Origin of the sequence: Streptomyces sp. NPDC059989, from assembly GCF_042736975.1 — a bacterium.
Lineage (GTDB): Bacteria > Actinomycetota > Actinomycetes > Streptomycetales > Streptomycetaceae > Streptomyces.
Genome location: NZ_JBHWUO010000033.1, coordinates 74820 through 91673 on the forward strand (window position 1 = coordinate 74820; position 16854 = coordinate 91673).

Annotated in this window: 11 protein-coding genes and 1 riboswitch; of the genes, 7 read left to right on the top strand and 4 right to left on the bottom strand. The window is 72.0% G+C overall.

The window, feature by feature from the left end:
• Window positions 1-255 precede the first annotated feature (255 nt).
• Window positions 256-4182, top strand: a complete 3927-nt coding sequence (locus ACFWBN_RS26805) for a Pls/PosA family non-ribosomal peptide synthetase (RefSeq protein WP_385179886.1) — start codon at window positions 256-258, stop codon at window positions 4180-4182.
• Window positions 4183-4283: 101 nt separating this feature from the next.
• Window positions 4284-5606 (top strand): M1 family metallopeptidase, encoded by a 1323-nt coding sequence (locus ACFWBN_RS26810; RefSeq protein WP_385179889.1) that lies wholly within the window; start codon window positions 4284-4286, stop codon window positions 5604-5606.
• Window positions 5607-5655: 49 nt separating this feature from the next.
• Here ACFWBN_RS26810 and ACFWBN_RS26815 read toward each other — a convergent pair whose 3' ends face one another.
• The 4 genes from ACFWBN_RS26815 to ACFWBN_RS26830 form a co-directional block, all read right to left on the bottom strand.
• A complete protein-coding gene (locus ACFWBN_RS26815) occupies window positions 5656-6840 on the bottom strand; it encodes a cytochrome P450 (RefSeq protein ID WP_385179891.1) in 1185 nt (394 codons plus the stop codon).
• Window positions 6830-7537, bottom strand: a complete 708-nt coding sequence (locus ACFWBN_RS26820) for a tRNA-dependent cyclodipeptide synthase (protein WP_385179894.1) — start codon at window positions 7535-7537, stop codon at window positions 6830-6832. The genes ACFWBN_RS26815 and ACFWBN_RS26820 overlap by 11 nt, the downstream gene beginning before the upstream one ends.
• A gap of 209 nt (window positions 7538-7746) precedes the next feature.
• Entirely contained in the window at window positions 7747-9978 is a 2232-nt protein-coding gene (katG, locus tag ACFWBN_RS26825; RefSeq protein ID WP_385179896.1) for a catalase/peroxidase HPI, read from the bottom strand.
• Window positions 9971-10189, bottom strand: a complete 219-nt coding sequence (locus ACFWBN_RS26830; RefSeq protein ID WP_385179899.1) for a hypothetical protein — start codon at window positions 10187-10189, stop codon at window positions 9971-9973. The genes katG and ACFWBN_RS26830 overlap by 8 nt, the downstream gene beginning before the upstream one ends.
• A 128-nt stretch (window positions 10190-10317) precedes the next feature.
• Between ACFWBN_RS26830 and ACFWBN_RS26835 the strand changes: the two genes are divergently transcribed.
• The 5 genes from ACFWBN_RS26835 (at window position 10318) to recQ (ending at window position 16442) form a co-directional block, all read left to right on the top strand.
• A complete protein-coding gene (locus ACFWBN_RS26835; protein WP_385179902.1) occupies window positions 10318-10728 on the top strand; it encodes a Fur family transcriptional regulator in 411 nt (136 codons plus the stop codon).
• 44 nt (window positions 10729-10772) lie between these two features.
• Entirely contained in the window at window positions 10773-11663 is an 891-nt protein-coding gene (locus tag ACFWBN_RS26840) for a S41 family peptidase (RefSeq protein ID WP_385179904.1), read from the top strand.
• A 350-nt stretch (window positions 11664-12013) separates the two neighbouring features.
• On the top strand, window positions 12014-13477 hold the full coding sequence (locus ACFWBN_RS26845) for a globin domain-containing protein (RefSeq protein WP_385179907.1): 1464 nt from the start codon (window positions 12014-12016) through the stop codon (window positions 13475-13477).
• Entirely contained in the window at window positions 13474-14301 is an 828-nt protein-coding gene (locus ACFWBN_RS26850; RefSeq protein ID WP_385179910.1) for a pyridoxamine 5'-phosphate oxidase family protein, read from the top strand. The genes ACFWBN_RS26845 and ACFWBN_RS26850 overlap by 4 nt, the downstream gene beginning before the upstream one ends.
• A gap of 62 nt (window positions 14302-14363) precedes the next feature.
• On the top strand, window positions 14364-16442 hold the full coding sequence (gene recQ / locus ACFWBN_RS26855; RefSeq protein ID WP_385179913.1) for a DNA helicase RecQ: 2079 nt from the start codon (window positions 14364-14366) through the stop codon (window positions 16440-16442).
• Window positions 16443-16550: 108 nt separating this feature from the next.
• A riboswitch (cobalamin riboswitch) is annotated at window positions 16551-16666 on the top strand.
• The last annotated feature ends 188 nt before the right edge of the window (window positions 16667-16854 follow it).

The window sequence follows — 16854 nt, forward strand, 5'->3', positions numbered from 1 at the left end:
ACTCCTCAACCGTGGGTGGCGACCGCCCGGGGCTCGCGCTCACCTTCTCGGTCCTTGATATCCCGCCCCCGGGGTCGGCGCAGTTCGGCGCGCGGCTCACTACCGCTCCTTACCGGCCATGCGCAAGGCTTCAACGAGAAAAAGCTTCATGACCCATTAGGCTGGTGGGTTGTTTGGCGCTGGACCGGAACAACCTGGGCAGACCTGGGCTCCACCGGCGCCCCGGACCGTTCCGGGAGCGACACGCGAGGGCCGATGGCAGCCACACCAGAGCACGGTGAACTCACTCTGCTCGACGACGACGGGACCGTGCCCGACGGCGGGCAGGGGCGTGAGGAGTCCGGCAAGTCCGCCCGCTTCTCCGCCGGGCCCGCCGCCCCGTCGCGCACCCTCGTCGACATCTTCGAGGCCTCCGTACGGGACTACCCCGACGAACTCGCCCTGGACGACGGCACCGAGCCGCTGACCTACCGGGCGCTGGCCGCCGAGGTCGAGCGCCGGCGGCGGGCCCTCGCGGCCGCCGGCGTGGGACTCGGCGACCGGGTCGGCATCCGCGTGCCCTCCGGGACCAACGAGCTGTACGCGTCCATCCTCGCCGTGCTCGCCGCGGGCGCCGCCTACGTGCCGGTCGACGCCGAGGACCCCGACGAGCGGGCCGAGCTGGTCTTCGGCGAGGCCGGGGTGCGGGCGGTGCTGGGCGCCGGACGCCGCATCGACGCCGCCGACCCCGCCGGCGGCGCGGCGCCCGCCGCACGGCCGGGCCCCGGGCACGACGCGTGGATCATCTTCACCTCCGGTTCCACCGGCAAGCCCAAGGGCGTCGCCGTCACCCACCGCAGCGCCGCCGCCTTCGTGGACGCCGAGGCCGCGCTGTTCCTCGCCGAGGAGCCGATCGGCCCCGGCGACCGGGTCATGGCCGGGCTGTCCGTCGCCTTCGACGCCTCCTGCGAGGAGATGTGGCTGGCCTGGCGCTACGGCGCCTGCCTGGTGCCCGTACCCCGCTCCCAGGTGCGCAGCGGCGCGGACCTCGGCCCCTGGCTGGTGGACCAGGAGATCACCGTGGTCTCCACCGTGCCGACGCTGGCCGCGCTCTGGGATCCCGAGGACCTCGGCGAGGTCCGACTGCTGATCTTCGGCGGCGAGGCCTGCCCGCCCGAGCTGACCCAGCGCCTGGTCACCGAGGGCCGCGAGGTCTGGAACACCTACGGCCCCACCGAGGCCACCGTCGTCGCCTGCGCCTCCCTCCTCACCGGCGAGGAGCCGATCCGCATCGGCCTCCCGCTGAACGGCTGGGAACTGGCCGTGGTCGACGAGTCCGGCGAGCCGGTGCCGATGGGCGGCAGCGGCCAGCTCGTCATCGGCGGCGTGGGCCTGGCCCGCTACCTCGACCCGGCGAAGGACTCCGAGAAGTACGCCCCGCTGGAATCCCTCGGCTGGGAGCGCGCCTACCGCAGCGGCGACCTCGTCCGCGCCGAACCGGAGGGGCTGGTCTTCCTCGGCCGAGGCGACGAGCAGATCAAGCTCGGCGGCCGCCGGATCGAGCTCGGCGAGGTGGACGCCGCCCTCCAGGCCCTGCCCGGTGTCGCGGGCGCGGCCGCCGCCGTCCGCACCGCGCGCAGCGGCAACCAGCTGCTCGTCGGCTACCTGGTCACCCAGGAGGGCTGGGACCACGCGTCGGCCGTCGAGCGGCTGCGCGCCGAACTGCCCGCGGCCCTCGTACCGCTGCTCGCGCCCGTCGACGAGCTGCCGACCCGCACCTCCGGCAAGGTCGACCGCGACGCCCTGCCCTGGCCCCTGCCCGACCTGGAGACCACCGGCCCCACCGAGCAGCTGTACGGCACCGAGGCCTGGCTCGCCGAGCAGTGGAGCGAGACCCTCGGCGTGGCCGTCACCGGCGCCGCCGACGACTTCTTCGCGATCGGCGGCAGCAGCCTCGCCGCCGCCCAGCTCACCACCCGCCTGCGCACCCGCTACCCGAGCGCGGCCGTCCTCGACATCTACCAGCAGCCCACCCTGCGCAAGCTGGCCCGGCATCTGGAGAAGTCCGCACAGGACGACGGCGCGGCCCGGACCGTCGCCCCGGTCCCCTTCCGGTCCAAGGCGATCCAGTCGCTCCTGCTGCTCCCGCTGTTCACCCTGGTCGGCCTGCGCTGGACGGTGGCGCTGCTGGCCCTGGGCAACCTGCTGCACCTGGTCGGCTCCTATCCGTGGGCGCCGACCGCCTCCTGGTGGCTCGTCGCCGCCGGGGCGGTGCTGCTCTTCAGCCCGCCCGGCCGCCTCGCGATCGCGGCCGGCGGCGCCCGCCTGCTGCTGCGCGGGGTGAAGGCGGGCCGCCACCCGCGCGGCGGCAGCGTGCACCTGAGGCTGTGGACCGCCGAGCGGCTGGCCGAGTACGTCGGCGCGACCTCGCTCACCGGCTCCTGGCTGGAGCGCTACGCCCGGGCCCTCGGCGCCAAGGTCGGCCCCGAGGTGGACCTGCACTCCCTGCCCCCGGTCACGGGCATGCTCAAGCTCGGCCGGGGCTGCGCCGTCGAGTCCGAAGTGGACCTCTCCGGGCACTGGCTGGACGGCGACCGGCTGGAGATCGGCCCCGTCAAGGTCGGCGCGGGCGCGGTGGTCGGCACCCGCAGCATGCTCTTCCCCGGCGCCCGGGTCGGAAAGCGGGCCGAGGTGGCCCCCGGCTCCGCCGTCGCCGGACAGGTCCCGACCGGCCAGCGCTGGGCCGGCGCGCCCGCCGTCAAACTCGGCAAGGCCAAGCGCAACTGGCCCAAGGAGCGCCCGCCGCGCGGGCTCTACTGGCGCGCCATGTACGGGGCGACCGGCTTCTGCCTCACGGCCCTGCCCGTGCTCGCGACCCTGCCTGCCCTGCTCGTGGTGAGCCGGTTCGTGTCCGCAGACGCCGGATTGGGCCAGGCGCTGAGCGGGGCACTGCTCGCCGTGGTGCCCGGGGCGCTGGCCTACGGGTTCGCGTACGCGCTGCTCCTGCTGGTCTCCGTACGCCTGCTCAGCCTGGGACTGCGTACGGGAGTCCATCCCACGCACAGCCGGGTCGGCTGGCAGGCCTGGACGGTCACCCAGCTGATGGACCTGTCCCGGGAGACGCTCTTCCCCCTGTACGCCGGGCTGATCACCCCGGTGTGGCTGCGGCTGCTCGGCATGAAGATCGGCCGGGGCGCCGAGGTGTCCACGGTGCTCGCCCTGCCGAGCCTCACCACCGTCGGCGAGGGCGCCTTCCTCGCCGACGACACCCTGACCGCCCCCTACGAACTGGGCGGCGGCTGGATAAGGATCGGGCACTCCGAGATCGGCCGCCGGGCCTTCCTCGGGAACTCCGGAATGACCGCGCCGGGCCGCACCGTGCCCGACGACGGGCTGGTCGGCGTCCTGTCCGCCACCCCGAAGAAGGCCAAGAAGGGCAGCTCCTACCTGGGGCTGCCGCCGGTCCGGCTGCCGCGGTCCGCCGCGAACTCCGACGCGAGCCGGACGTACGACCCGCCCGCGCACCTGCTGTGGGCGCGCGGACTGGTGGAGCTGTGCCGGCTCGTCCCGGTGTTCTGCTCGGCCGCCCTGGCCGTACTGACCGTGGCCGCGCTCTGCGCGCTGATCACGGCGAGCGGACTGGGGACCTCGGGCACCGCGCTGCTGTCCGGAGCGGTCCTGCTCGCCGTCGGCGCGACCGCGTGCGTGGTCTCGGTCGCCGCGAAGTGGCTGCTGGTGGGCCGGCACCGGGCGGGGGAGCACCCGCTGTGGAGCGGGTTCGTATGGCGCAACGAGCTGGCCGACACCTTCGTCGAGGTACTGGCCGTGCCGTGGCTGATCGGCTCGGTGCCCGGTACGCCGGTGCTGTCCCTGTGGCTGCGCGGGCTCGGGGCCCGGATCGGCCGGGGCGTGTGGTGCGAGAGCTACTGGCTGCCCGAGACGGACCTGGTGGTGCTGGGCGACGCGGTCAGCGTGAACCGGGGCTGTGTGTTGCAGACCCACCTCTTCCACGACCGGATCTTGAGGACGGATACTGTGGTCCTCCGCGAGGGCGCCACCCTGGGCCCGGGCGGAATCGTCCTGCCCGGGAGCACGGTCGGGGCACGCAGCACACTGGGTCCCGCCTCCCTCGTGATGGCCGGGGAATCCGTCCCCGCCGACACCCGCTGGCTGGGCAATCCGATCGAGGCATGGCGGTCCTGAAGGGGCCGTCCCCGGCATCACCAGCACCACCGGCACCATCGGCATCACCAGTACGCCGTACGAGCACGGCACAGAGCACGGCGCAGGGAGCGGAAGCGGCAGTGAACGGCCAGAAGACAGCGGCATCGGACCCGTACTTTCCGGCCAACGGCGACCCCCGTTACCGTGTGCACCGGTACGAACTCGCTCTGGAATACCGTCCCGGCCCCAACCGGCTGGCCGGGACGGCCCGGCTCAGCGCCATCGCCGGGCGGGCGGCGCTCGCCGAGTTCCACCTGAACCTCGCCGAGTTCAAAATAGGCCGGGTCCTGGTGAACGGCCGGGCCCCGCACTACGCCCACCGGGGCGGCAAGCTCCGCATCCGGCCGGCCAAGCCGCTGCCCGCCGGCGCCGCCTTCACCGTCGAGGTGCACTGGGCCGGCAACCCCAAGCCGGTGCGCAGCCCCTGGGGCGGCCTCGGCTGGGAGGAGCTGACCGACGGCGCGCTGGTGGCCAGCCAGCCGATCGGCGCACCCTCCTGGTACCCGTGCAACGACCGGCCCGCCGACAAGGCCTCCTACCAGATCTCGGTCAACACGCCCTCCGCCTACACGGTGGTGGCCGGCGGCCGGCTGCTCACCAGGACGACCAAGGCCAGCACGACCACCTGGGTGTACGAGCAGCCCGCGCCGACCTCCAGCTACCTGGTCGGCCTGTCCATCGGCATGCACCAGACGGTGCTGCTCGGCGACCCAGGGCTCGGCGGCGTTCCGCAGAGCGCCCACGTGCCGGCGCACCTGCTGCCCGAGTTCTCCCGGGACTTCGCGCGGCAGCCCGCCATGATGCAGCTGTTCGAGGAGCTGTTCGGGCCCTATCCCTTCGCCGAGTACGCGGTGGTCGTCGCCGACGAGGAGCTGGACGTCCCGGTGGAGGCCCAGGGCCTCTCCCTGTTCGGCGCCAACCACGTCGACGGCGCACGCGGCTCGGAGCGGCTCGTCGCGCACGAGCTGGCGCACCAGTGGTTCGGCAACAGCGTGACCATCGCCGACTGGCGGCACATCTGGCTGAACGAGGGCTTCGCCAAGTACGCGGAATGGCTGTGGTCGGAGCGCTCCGGAGGCCGCACCGCGCAGGAAATGGCGGCCGCCGCGCACCGGCTGCTCGCCTCGCAGCCGCAGGACCTGCGGCTGGCCGACCCGGGCCGCAAGCTGATGTTCGACGACCGCCTCTACGAGCGCGGGGGGCTCGCGGTGCACGCGATCCGCCGGGCCCTGGGCGACGCCGCGTTCTTCGCGATGCTGCGTGACTGGGCCACGGTGCACCGCCACGGGGTGGTCACCACCGCCGGCTTCTTCAGCCATGCCGCCCGCTACGCGGCCGAGCCGCTGGACGACCTGTTCTCCGCCTGGCTGTACCAGCCGACGCTCCCGCCGCTGCCCGCGTAGCGGGGTGGAGCCCCCGGCCGGACGGCCCCGGCCGGGAACAGCGGTGTGACTACCAGAGCACGGGAAGGCGTTCCGGCAGGCGCTTCATGAAGCGGGTGCGCCAGACGAGCTGCTCGATCGGCACGGCGAGCTGGAGGTCGGGCATCTTCTCCAGGAGCACCTCGATGGCGATCTCGGTGTGCCTCTTCCCGAGGGCGGTGGCCGGGCAGTAGTGCGCTCCGCCGCCGAAGGAGAGGTGCGTACCGGCGTTGGCCCGGTCGATGTCCACGACGTGGGGGTCGGGGAACACGGCCGGGTCGGTGTTCGCGGCCTCGACCAGGACGAGCAGCAGCTCGCCCTTCTTCACCTCGACGTCCCCGAGGGTGACGTCCTCGAGGGCGAGCCGGGGCAGGCCGTCGCCGATGGACAGGTTGATGCGCAGGAGTTCGTCCACGGCGGCCGGGATCTTCTCCGGCTCCTTGCGCAACTGCTCCCACACCTCGGGGTGCTGGATGAGCGAGACGAGCGCCATCGTCAGGAAGCCCATGGTGGAGATGACCCCGGCACCGAACAGCGTGACGCCGACGGTGGCCAGCATCTCGTCCGTGAGGTGCGCGTAGTCGGGGTCCTCGCGCAGGGCGGCGAGTTCGGCGATGAGCCCGGTGGTGGCCGGGTCGTCGAGGCGCTCCACCATGTAGGCGATGTCCCGGTCCCAGTTGAGCTTGGCGCCGGTGATGGGGCAGGCCGAGTTCATGAACGCGATGTCGAGGCTGGCGGCCAGCCGCGGGGCGTCGGCCTCGGGGATGCCGAGGATCCGGCAGTGGAGGTGCTCGGCGTAGGGGTTGGTGAACTGGCCGCGGAGGTCGACCGGGGCCCCGTGGGCCAGGAGGCCGTCGACGAGGGCGGAGGCGTGGTCGCGCATCCAGTCGGTGAGGCCGTCGGTCTTGGGGTTGATCGCCTTGAGGACGGCCTTGCGGAGTCCGGCGCCGGTGATGTTGCCCATGTTGTTGACGACCTCCGGAGGGATCGTCAGCGCGTACTGGCGGGGCACACCGGGAGCGGAGGTGTCCTTGAGGCTGAACCTGGGGTCTTCGAGGACTTGCTTGCACAGCTCATAGGAGGAGACGAGCCAGGCTTCGTCCCCGGCGATCGTGCGCACCCGCTTGACCGGTTCGCCGCGCAGCTCCTCGACCTCGCGGGGGAGCTGGTCGCCGCGGGCGGAGAACGGGAAGTCGAGAAGGGTCTCAGTGGACATCGGATGCTCCTTCGGCGGGGGTGATGACGGCGTGGCCCTGGTTGCGCGAGGCGCGCAGGCCCGAGCCGCGTGAGTAGAGCAGTTCCGCCATCGGCAGGAGCTGGTGGTAGCAGTTGAGGGAGGACGGCACGCCGAGGATGGCCGGGGTGTCGAGGAAGAGCGGCGCTTCCGCGCAGACGTACTCGAGGCAGACGTCGCGCTGCCGGGTGGTGGCGGCCTTCCCGTCCAGGACCTTGGAGGAGAGGAACGCGTCGACCAGGGAGTTGCAGGTGGTGCGGAACTCCGGGTCGTTGTCGAGCAGTCCGGTCAGGTGGGAGTGGATCGCGCGGTAGGCCGGGATGTCGGTGAGGGACGACATCGGGCGGGCGCGCAACCGGGTGCCGGCGGGGTCGGCTTCGGCGGCGGCGTTGTTGACCTTGGCGCGGACGCCGCGCAGGTTCTTCACCGCCTTGCGCCGTGCTTCGTCAGGGGCGTAGCCGAGGGCCTCGTACATGTCGGCTACGTGCAGGTCGGTGTAGATGATGTCCACCTGCCGGAAGTTGCGCATGCCCCACTGCGCGAGGTCGATGACGCGGCGGGCGGAGAAGTAGCTGTTCCCCGGAGAGATGCCGATGACGGCGTGATCGCCTTCGGTGTGGATCACCTCGCAGTGCGGGGTGTAGGGACGGACTGTGAAGACTTCGGTTGCTGTCGTCAACAGGGTGTCGGGTCCTTCGCGCCGCTAGTCCCAAGGGGCCCTGTGCCCAAGGTGTGGCGGCGACGTGAAGGAAGCTACACGAACGGTGTGTACCGTTCCATGTCTTCTGGGTGACAACTCACCTGTTGGACATCACAGTTGCCCCGGACGGCCCCCGCGGGCCGTCCGGACCGGCCGGGTACGGGCCCGGCCGGCCTGGACGTAAACGATCAGACGAGGTCGAACCGGTCGAGGTTCATGACCTTGTCCCACGCCGCCACGAAGTCCTTCACGAACTTCTCCTTCGCGTCGTCGCTCGCGTAGACCTCCGCGAGCGCGCGCAGCTCCGAGTTCGACCCGAAGACGAGGTCGGCCCGGGTGCCGGTCCACTTGACCCGGCCCGTGGAGGCGTCGCGGCCCTCGAAGGTGTTCGCGTCCTCGGAGGTCGCCGTCCACGTCGTGCCCAGGTCGAGCAGGTTGGCGAAGAAGTCGTTGGTCAGCGACCCGGGGGTCGCGGTGAGGACGCCGTGCCGCGACTGCTGGTGGTTCGCGCCCAGGACGCGCAGGCCGCCGACGAGGACCGTCAGCTCGGGGGCGCTCAGGGTCAGCAGGTTCGCCCGGTCGAGCAGCAGGTACTCGGCGGGCAGCCGGTTGCCCTTCCCGAGGTAGTTGCGGAACCCGTCGGCGGTCGGCTCCAGAGCGGCGAACGACTCCACGTCGGTCTGCTCCTGCGAGGCGTCCGAGCGGCCCGGCGTGAAGGGGACCTCGACGGCGAAGCCGCCGTCCTTGGCGGCCTGTTCGACGGCGGCCGCGCCGGCCAGCACGACCAGGTCGGCGAGCGAGATCCGCTTGCCGCCGCTCTGGGCGGCGTTGAAGGCCTCCTGGATCCCGGTCAGGGTGCGCAGTACGGTCGCCAGCTGGTCGGGTTCGTTGACCTCCCATCCGCTCTGCGGCTGGAGGCGGACGCGGCCGCCGTTGGCACCGCCGCGCTTGTCGCTGCCGCGGAAGGACGAGGCGGCCGCCCATGCGGCGGACACGAGCTGGGACACCGTCAGGTCGGAGGCGAGGACCTGCTGCTTGAGGGCGGCGACATCGGCGGCGTCGACCAGCTCGTGCGTCACCGGGGGCAGCGGGTCCTGCCACAGCAGCGACTCGGCCGGCACCTCGGGGCCGAGGTAGCGCACGATCGGGCCCATGTCGCGGTGGGTCAGCTTGAACCACGCGCGGGCGAAGGCGTCCGCGAACTCCGCGGGGTTCTCCAGGAACCGGCGCGAGATCTGCTCGTAGGCCGGGTCGATCCGCAGCGAGAGGTCGGTCGTCAGCATCGTCGGGGCGTGGCTCTTCGACGGGTCGTGCGCGTCGGGCACGGTACCCGCCGCGGCGCCCTCCTTCGGCCGCCACTGGTGCGCCCCGGCGGGGCTCTTGAACAGCTCCCACTCGTAGCCGAAGAGGATCTCGAAGAAGCTGTTGTCCCAGGCTATCGGGGTGTTGGTCCAGGTGCCTTCGAGGCCGCTGGTGATGGTGTCGCCGCCCTTGCCGGTCCCGTAGGAGTTGCTCCAGCCGAGGCCCTGCGCCTCCAGCGGGGCGGCCTCGGGGTCGGCACCCACGCTCTCGGCCGGGCCCGCGCCGTGGGTCTTGCCGAAGGTGTGGCCGCCCGCGATCAGGGCGACCGTCTCCTCGTCGTTCATCGCCATCCGGCGGAACGTCTCGCGGATGTCGCGCGCCGCGGCGAGCGGGTCCGGAGTGCCGTTCGGGCCCTCGGGGTTGACGTAGATGAGGCCCATCTGGACCGCGCCGAGGGGGCTTTCCAGCTCGCGGTCGCCGGTGTAGCGCTCGTCGTCGAGCCAGGTGGTCTCGGGACCCCAGTACACGTCCTCGTCGGGCTCCCAGACGTCCGCGCGGCCGCCGCCGAAGCCGAAGGTCTCGAAGCCCATGTGCTCCAGGGCGACGTTGCCGGTGAGGATCATGAGGTCGGCCCACGAGAGGCTCTGGCCGTACTTCTTCTTCACCGGCCACAGCAGGCGGCGGGCCTTGTCGAGATTGCCGTTGTCCGGCCAGCTGTTGAGGGGGGCGAAGCGCTGCTGGCCCGCCCCGGCGCCGCCGCGGCCGTCGCTGATCCGGTAGGTGCCCGCGCTGTGCCAGGCCATCCGGATCATGAACGGGCCGTAGTGGCCGAAGTCGGCGGGCCACCAGTCCTGCGAGGTGGTCAGCACCTCCTCGATGTCCCGCTTGACCGCCGGCAGGTCGAGGGTGTTGAACGCGGCGGCGTAGTCGAACTCCGCACCGAGGGGGTTGGCCACGGCGGGGTTCTTGGCGAGGATCTTCAGGTTCAGGCGCTCGGGCCACCACTGGCGGTTTCCGCCGCCCTGGGTCGGGTGCGCGGCGCGGCCGTGATCGACGGGGCAGCCACCTCCGCCCTCGGCCTTGGAGTCGGTGACGATTGCGTCGTGGTTCTCAGACATGGGAATCCTTCCGGACCAAACGGATCACGGTGCTCAGGAACTGCATGCTGTGGAACTGTCGGGGCCCAGGCCCCCAGTCATCGGTCTCGGCCTCGTCGGTCGCCTCGATGCCGAGGTGGTCACCGTCCCGGACGGTCTGGCGCAACGGGACGAGAGCGGCCAACACCCGTGTGCCGGCTGCCGCTCTGGAGTCTTCCTGCCCCTTGGCCATCTACGGAAGCGATCCTACGATGGACGGAATCCAAGTCAAGAAGTACACCAAGCCCCTATCCCATCGGATTCCGGACGTCCACCCGTACCATCTCGGGGTATCCCGCCGACCTGAATAGGTGAGCCGATATGAGTGACCTGCTGCAGCGACTGCGAGGGCGCGGCTGGCGGTTGACGTCCCAGCGGCGGGTCGTCGCGGAGGTCCTCGACGGGGATCACACCCACCTCACGGCCGACGAGGTGCACGCCCGTGCGGTGGAGCGGCTGCCCGAGATCTCCCGGGCGACGGTCTACAACGCCCTCGGCGAGCTGGTCTCCCTCGGCGAGGTCGCGGAGGTCTCCACCGACGGCCGCGCGAAGCGCTACGACCCCAACGCGCACCAGCCGCACCAGCACCTCCTGTGCTCCGGCTGCGGTCTCATCCGCGACGTCCACCCGGCCGGCGACCCGCTGGCCGACCTGCCGGAGGCCGGACGTTTCGGCTTCACGGTCTCCGAGGTCGAGGTCACCTACCGCGGGCTGTGCCCGGCCTGCGCCTGAAAGTCGCTGGTCACTCGGGTGTTGGCCCTCTAACGTGACCCGTCATGACTACAAACGAACACATGGTGGAACTGGCACTTGAGCGGATCGGCGAGGGCTACGTCTTCCCCGAGAAGACCGCTGCCATCGAGACGGCGATACGGGGCCGGCTCGCGGCCGGCGCGTACGAAGGCCTGGACGGCCCCGCGCTCTGCGAGACGGTGACGGCGGACCTCCAGGAGGTGTGCCCGGACAAGCACCTGCGGCTGCTCTGGACGGACGAGCCGCAGTCGACGGCGCCCGTGGACGACGACGGGGGCGAGGCCGCGTTCCGCGCGCTGCTCCGGGAGGAGAACCAGGGGATCCGCCGCGTCGAGCGGCTGGAAGGGAACGTCGGGCTCATCGAGCTCCGGCTCATCGCGACCGCCGCCGAGGGCGCGAGCGCGATCGGCGCGGCCATGCAGCTGGTCGCGCACAGCTCCGCGCTCGTCCTGGACCTGCGGGGGTGCCGCGGCGGGTCCCCGGAGGGGGCGGCGATGTGGTGCAGCTACTTCTTCCCCGACGACCAGGTGCACCTGAACGACATCTACGACCGGTGCACCGACAGCACCCGCCAGTTCTGGACGGTCGCGCACCTTCCCGCGCCGCGCTACGTGGACCGCCCGGTCCACGTGCTCACGAGCGAGGTCACGTTCTCCGGCGGCGAGGACGTCGCGTACACCCTGCAGGCGCACGGCCGCGCCGTCGTCGTCGGCGGGACCACGCGGGGCGGCGCCCATCCGACGGCCCGCCACGCGGTCGCCGAGCACGTCCTCGTGACGGTGCCGACAGCACGGAGCATCAACACGGTCACGGGTACCAACTGGGAGGGCGTGGGGGTCGTCCCCGACCTCCCGGTCCCGGCGGACCAGGCGCTCGAAGAGGCCCTCAAGGCCATATCGCGGCGCACGATGTGAAGACCCTGCGTGCATGGTGTGGGGAAGATCGGGTCGCCCCGCAGGTATTTCGTCAGGGAATTCGCATAACTTCGCGGCGAACGGCTTGTCGCATCGTTCGAACTCGTCGGTAACTCGTGACGAAACCTGAGCTCCTGGCCGTTGCGGGGCGCTGACCAGCCATAACTCGGCGCCCTGTGATGCCTCCACACCACATTCGTGGATTCGTGCGCGACGGGTATGGTCGAGCCCGTTCGCACGCCGGTGGATGGGTGTGCATCACCGGGAATTCCGTTGGGGGAGGGAAATCGGGGCACACTCGGGCCCGCGTGCGACGACCGACCGGAAGACGTTCGAGGCGAGGCAAACGGATGGATGCTCCGACGACCACGTCGGCTGATGGCGACAGATCCGGTGGCAACGGCCGGGACGGGGGCTGGTTCGGGCGGAGCCCGGGCGCGACGACGGCGACCAGGACCGGGAGCGGGACCGGGGAGCAGTCCCAGGACGCGCACCGGGACGAGGGGGGCCGCATACCCAGCCGGCCCGTCACGCCGATACGCCCGGTGGGCAGCGGCGCCGAAAGGAGCCGTACGGCGACCGAGGCGCCCGCCCCTGCCGCCCCCGCTCCTGCCTCCGCCCCCTCGGGGTCCGCGCCCGTTCCCGCCGCGGACCCCGAAGGGGAGCGGATCGCGGCGGCGCCCGAGGACACCTCCGACGGCGGTCTCCTGCGCCGCACGATGGCCGAGATCGAGCCCATCGCCGACAAGGTCACCTCGCACTTCTACGCCCTGCTCTTCCTGCGCCACCCCGACCTGCGGGCCCTGTTCCCCGCGGCGATGGACACCCAGCGGGACCGCCTCTTCAAGGCGCTGCTCACCGCCGCGACCCATGTCGAGAACACCGCCGTCCTGACCGCGTACCTGACCGACCTCGGCCGCGGGCACCGGAAGTACGGCACCCTTCCCGAGCACTATCCGGCCGTCGGCGAAGCCCTCATCGGCGCCCTCTCCCGCTACGCCACGCAGAGCTGGGGGCCGAGGACCGAGGCCGCCTGGGTGGGCGCGTACACCGCGATCTCGCAGATCATGATCGACGCGGCGGCCAAGGACGAGCTGCGCGCCCCCGCCTGGTGGCAGGCCGAGGTGGTCTCCCACGACATGCGGACGCGGGACGTCGCCGTCGTGACGCTGCGGCCCGACGCGCCCTACCCCTTCCTCGCCGGCCAGTACGCCGCCGTGGAGACCTCCTGGTGGCCGCGCGTCTGGCGGAACTACTCCTTCGCCTCCGCGCCCCGCTCCGACGGGCTGCTCTCCTTCCACGTCAAGGCCGTCCCGGCGGGCTGGGTCTCCAACGCCCTCGTGCACCGCGCCCGCCCCGGCGACGTGATCCGCATCGGTCCCCCCACCGGATCCATGACGGTGGACCACACCACCGACAACGGGCTGCTGTGCCTGGGCGGCGGCACCGGTATCGCGCCCATCAAGGCCCTGGTCGAGGACGTGGCCCGGCACGGCCGCCGCCGCTCCGTGCAGGTGTTCTACGGAGCCCGCCGCGACCACGACCTGTACGACATCGACACCATGCTCCGCATGCAGCAGTCGCACCCCTGGCTCTCGGTCCGCCCGGTCGTCGACGACGGCCCCGGCGGCGACCTGTGCGGCCGGCTCCCGGACGCCGTGTGCGAATACGGCCCGTGGCACACCTACGACGCCTACCTGTCCGGCCCGCCCGGCATGATCCGCCGCGGCGTCGACACCCTGGTGGGCATCGGCATCCCCACCCACCGCATACGGCACGACTCCATCGAGGAACTGGTCGGGGCAAGGAATTGAGCACATCCGAACGGACCGGGAACCGGCAGGCGGCGCCGGCCCGCACCGCACGCCCGGGCAGCGACGGCGAACACCTGGTGCAGCAGCGCACGGGCACCACCGAGCGCGCCGACAGGTTCTACGCCGAGCAGGTCCTCGACCGCCTCAACACCCGGATGCGGGAGTTCGTGGCCCGCCAGGAGATGTTCTTCCTGGCCACCGCCGACCGCCACGGCGAGTGCGACAACACCTTCCGCGCCGGCCCGCCCGGCTTCCTCCACGTCCTGGACGAACGGACCCTCGCCTACCCCGAGTACCGGGGCAACGGCGTGCAGGCCAGCCTCGGCAACATCGAGGAGAACCCGCACGTGGGCATCCTCATGATGGACTTCCTCCGGGACCGCATCGGGCTCCACGTCAACGGCCGGGCACGCGTCGTCGCCGCTGACGACATGCGCCGCGAACGCCCGGGGCTCGCGGCCGCCGACCCGGCGCCCGGACGCCGCGCCCAGCTGTGGGTGGAGATCGACGTCGACGAGGCGTACATCCACTGCGCCAAGCACATCCCGCACCTGCAGAAGGTGCCGCTGCACGGCGCCGGCCGCGCGTGGGGAACGGACGACTTCAAGCGCAAGGGCGGCGACTTCTTCGCCGCCGCAGCCGAGGCGCCGGGGCGGGGTCCGTTCCTGCCCCCGCCCCGCGCGGGCGCGGCGACCTGGCAGGCGGAGGCGAGGCGGGTGCTGGAGCAGGCCGAGCACCGGGCGGCCGAAGACGAGGATCCGGCGTTCAACGGCTGGTTCCACCGGGACCTGCCCGTCGAGCACGGGCACGACCCGGGCCGGTGAGGTTGTCCACAGGTTGCCGCGGTCGGGTCCGGGGCGTCGGCGGGTGCCGTTACGCTTCGTGAATGGCCCTTTCGGACGCTTCCCCCGAGATCTCCGATGCTCTGCAGGTGCTCCACCGCGTCTTCGGTTACAGCTCCTTCCGCGGTGAGCAGCAGGAGATCATCGAGCAGGTCGTCGGCGGCGGTGACGCCCTCGTGCTCATGCCGACCGGCGGCGGCAAATCGCTTTGCTACCAGATCCCGGCGCTCGTCAGAGAGGGCACGGGCGTCGTGATCTCGCCGCTCATCGCGCTGATGCAGGACCAGGTGGACGCGCTCACCGCCCTCGGGGTCCGGGCCGGGTTCCTCAATTCCACCCAGGACCCGCACGAGCGGCAGGTGGTCGAGCAGACCTTCCTCGCCGGCGAGCTGGACCTGCTCTACCTGGCTCCCGAGCGGCTGCGCACCGAGAGCACGCAGCGGCTGCTCGACCGGGGCACGGTGGCCCTCTTCGCGATCGACGAGGCGCACTGCGTCGCCCAGTGGGGCCACGACTTCCGGCCCGACTACCTCGCCCTGTCCATGCTGCACGAGCGCTGGCCCAAGGTGCCGCGGATCGCGCTGACCGCGACGGCCACCGAGGCCACCCACGCCGAGATCGCCAAGCGGCTCGGCCTGGAGGACGCCCGGCACTTCGTCGCCGGCTTCGACCGGCCGAACATCCAGTACCGCATCGTCGCGAAGAACAACCCGCTCAAGCAGCTGCTGGAGCTGATCCGGACCGAGCACGACGGCGACGCCGGAGTCGTCTACTGCCTCTCGCGGTCCTCGGTGGAGAAGACGGCGGCCTTCCTGGTCGAGCAGGGCATCGACGCCGTGCCGTACCACGCCGGAATGGACGCCCGCGCCCGAGCGGCGAACCAGTCGCGCTTCCTGCGGGAGGACGGGGTCGTGGTGGTGGCCACGATCGCCTTCGGCATGGGCATCGACAAGCCGGACGTCCGCTTCGTCGCCCACCTCGACCTGCCGAAGTCGGTCGAGGGCTACTACCAGGAGACCGGCCGCGCCGGCCGCGACGGCGAGCCGGCCACGGCATGGCTGGCGTACGGCCTGCAGGACGTGGTCCAGCAGCGCAAGATGATCGACGGCTCCGAGGGCGACGAGGCGCACCGCCGGTCGCTGGCCATGCACCTGGACGCCATGCTCGCGCTGTGCGAGACGGTCGACTGCCGTCGGGAGCGGCTGCTGGAGTACTTCGGGCAGCTGGGCGGCCCCTGCGGCAACTGCGACACCTGTCTGACGCCGGCCGAGTCCTGGGACGGGACGGTCGCGGCGCAGAAGCTGCTGTCCACGGTGTGGCGGCTGGCGAAGGAACGGCGCCAGAAGTTCGGCGCCGGCCAGATCATCGACATCCTCCAGGGCAAGAAGACGGCCAAGGTCATCCAGTTCGACCACGACGGGCTCTCGGTCTTCGGTGTCGGGGCGGATCTGAGCACCGCCGAGTGGCGGGGGGTCGTACGGCAGCTGCTGGCGCAGGGGCTGCTGACGGTCGAGGGCGACTACGGGACGCTCGTGCTGACGGACGGCAGCGGCGAGGTGCTGGGAGGCCGCCGCACCGTCCTGATGCGGAAGGAGAAGGCGCCGGCCGCCCCGTCCCGCAAGGAGTCCCGCTCCGGCAGGGCCGCCCGCGTGCCGGTCGACCTGCCGGCGGCCGCCGTGCCGGTCTTCGAGGCGCTCCGGGCCTGGCGGGCCGCGACGGCGCGCGAGCAGGGCGTACCGGCGTACGTCGTCTTCCACGACGCGACGCTGCGGGACATCGCGACGCGGCTCCCCGCCACGGTCGAGGAGCTGGCCACGGTCGGCGGCGTCGGCGAGGCCAAGCTCACCAAGTACGCCGAGGGCGTCCTCGACACCCTGGCGGAGTGCGGCGCCGCCGAACCCGCCGCGGAGCCGGCCCCCGCGGCCCTCGTCCCCGCCTCCGTCCCCGCCCCCGTCCCCGCTCCCGCCGCCGCGGTCCCGGCCCAGTCCGCCCCGCCGGCCCCCGCCCCGGCCGAGCCGGTGCTCACGGCGCCCGTGCCGGCGGCCCGGCCCGCGGCGCCGTATGACGAGGAGCAGCCCTTCGACCTCGACGAGATGGACCCGCCGTGGGACGACTGGCAGTAGCCGTTGGAACGATGTCCGGGTGAAGGCGACCTGATCGCCGGTCCCAACCGCACCCGGACAGGGGTGAGTTGCCCTGGGGGGTGGACTTACTAGGACGTCCAACTATATGTTCGTGAGCACGTCCGCGGTGCAGGGAAGCCGGTGTGAATCCGGCGCGGTCCCGCCACTGTGACCAGGGTGCATGCCTCGGGAGTCAGATACCGGCCGCGGAATGTATTTCGTGTTGTCCACGAGGATGGAGCAGACACGCATGGCACCGGTCCGTACCCACGACCCTGGTGATCCGGCGGAGCGGCACACGCGACACACCGCGCGTCCCTAGTGCTGTGACCGGGAAGGTTCACCGGGTCGCGGCGCTCCCCCAGCTACCGCTGGGAGGTACCCCCAGGCACGGCACCTCGCCGCGTTGTCG

Excerpts from the sequence above, each read along its gene's own strand:
- ACFWBN_RS26805 (WP_385179886.1), top strand. The coding sequence starts at position 256 with ATGGCAGCCACACCAGAGCACGGTGAACTCACTCTGCTCGACGACGAC.
- ACFWBN_RS26815 (WP_385179891.1), bottom strand. The coding sequence starts at position 6,840 with ATGTCCACTGAGACCCTTCTCGACTTCCCGTTCTCCGCCCGCGGCGAC.
- katG (WP_385179896.1), bottom strand. The coding sequence starts at position 9,978 with ATGTCTGAGAACCACGACGCAATCGTCACCGACTCCAAGGCCGAGGGC.
- ACFWBN_RS26830 (WP_385179899.1), bottom strand. The coding sequence starts at position 10,189 with ATGGCCAAGGGGCAGGAAGACTCCAGAGCGGCAGCCGGCACACGGGTG.
- ACFWBN_RS26835 (WP_385179902.1), top strand. The coding sequence starts at position 10,318 with ATGAGTGACCTGCTGCAGCGACTGCGAGGGCGCGGCTGGCGGTTGACG.
- ACFWBN_RS26840 (WP_385179904.1), top strand. The coding sequence starts at position 10,773 with ATGACTACAAACGAACACATGGTGGAACTGGCACTTGAGCGGATCGGC.
- ACFWBN_RS26845 (WP_385179907.1), top strand. The coding sequence starts at position 12,014 with ATGGATGCTCCGACGACCACGTCGGCTGATGGCGACAGATCCGGTGGC.
- recQ (WP_385179913.1), top strand. The coding sequence starts at position 14,364 with ATGGCCCTTTCGGACGCTTCCCCCGAGATCTCCGATGCTCTGCAGGTG.